2 protein-coding genes are annotated in these 1,497 nt (G+C 47.9%); both read right to left on the minus strand.

The window, feature by feature from the left end; translation table 11 throughout:
* Positions 1 to 275: hypothetical protein (locus H1S01_RS20125; protein ID WP_188042149.1), on the minus strand; the 275-nt coding region annotated here is incomplete at its 3' end.
* Positions 275 to 1,497 (minus strand): hypothetical protein (locus H1S01_RS20130; protein WP_188042150.1); only part of this gene is annotated, 1,223 nt, incomplete at its 5' end. The genes H1S01_RS20130 and H1S01_RS20125, both read right to left, overlap by 1 nt.

The raw sequence follows: 1,497 nt of genomic DNA on the forward strand, positions 1-1,497 counted from the left end.
TGATCCCCATTTGCTTCACCCGAAAGAAACTGGGTGCGAAACCGCACCTGATTTCTCGATACGATAATGCTAGACACGGGTTTTCGGAACACTTCGACGATGGTTTCACCGGGATTCGTGTCATCGCCCACGACCAAATAGGGACTGGGTAAATCAGCGATGCTTTGAGATAAATGTTCCAGTCCTGCCGACGTAATAAAATTAAAAAGAGGCCCGATGACTCGGCCTCCTTCTTCAAAAAACCATTCGCCCTTGATTTCTAGGGATGATTTCATTACGAAACGACCACCTCACCGCAAACATTACTGGTTTCCTCAAAGGGCTTTTTAAGGTTGTAATATTTGATATCTGACCCAAAGTTGGCAAGCTTGATAAAGCCTGGATAGGGAACTGTGATCACACTATCCAGGTCTACCGTTTGCCATGGCGTGTAATTCAGTCCATCGATACTTGTTTTGATTTTTGCCGAGGGTGGTTGCCATGCATTATGAGAAAAAACGACGAGGCCGGAACCACAAGTGGGAATAGCCGGACGATCTTCGCCATCCCCGACAAGAATGGGTGTGAACACGCCCTCCCAACTTTCCTCGATCGTATAAGAGATTTGGCCTCTCGTTAACGTCATTTGATCCCCAATCTGTAACCTTTCGGTTCCATATACGAACTTATTGAGCAGTGCGGTTTCATTACTCTCGGTTTTTTGGGCACTAACCAATGCTTGTAAAAAATCAGGGATACTGATGAGCCTTCCCCCATATTCCACTGAATACGTCCAGGTATCCGGGGTTAAGGGGGACAACGTGACTTTCTGCACCAAGAAGGTGTTTGAGATTCCCTTATCGGGCAATTGAATGGTCACAACTTGACCAGGAACCCAGCCGGGGATTTCCGTCTCAAAACTTCCGCGCACCCGTGGATTTGCAAACTGTCGCAAATCGGCCAAACCTGCGGCCTCGGCGGCTTCCACGGTAGTTAAGGATTTTTCTACGATACCATGTTCATAAACCCCATCTCCCCCTTGAACTTGGGCGATCGCCATTTGCGAATCAACGTCGTCTACCATCGTTATGACGTCAATATCGTAACGATAGGTAAAGGTTACAGTTTCGCCGTTGGCCGGTGTTAGGGTTTGGGAAGAAGCTCTGATATATTTCTCCTGAAAATTGAGGAGGAAATCGACAGCAGCTTCATCATCTACATTTTCAATCCCAACACGTTTCGGGATTCCCGAGATAGACATGGTGATGGAATGAGGCTTATGCGGAAGCGTCCAAACCTTTGCCGTGCCGTCCGCCATGATCTCATATACAAACGGGTCAGACAGTGTCGTTCCGCCCCGTACATACACCCGGTTTCGCAATCCTTGCGTGTCAATGTTGTGCTTTAGGTTTCGAACAGGCGTATTTACGTTGACGATAACCGGAGCCGCTTGATCGCTATTCGCCGGATCGAAAAACCATAGGTCTCGGTAATAATCGACGTACCATTCCCAACCGC

The sequence above is a fragment of the Heliobacterium chlorum genome, from assembly GCF_014502795.1.
GTDB lineage: Bacteria > Bacillota > Desulfitobacteriia > Heliobacteriales > Heliobacteriaceae > Heliobacterium > Heliobacterium chlorum.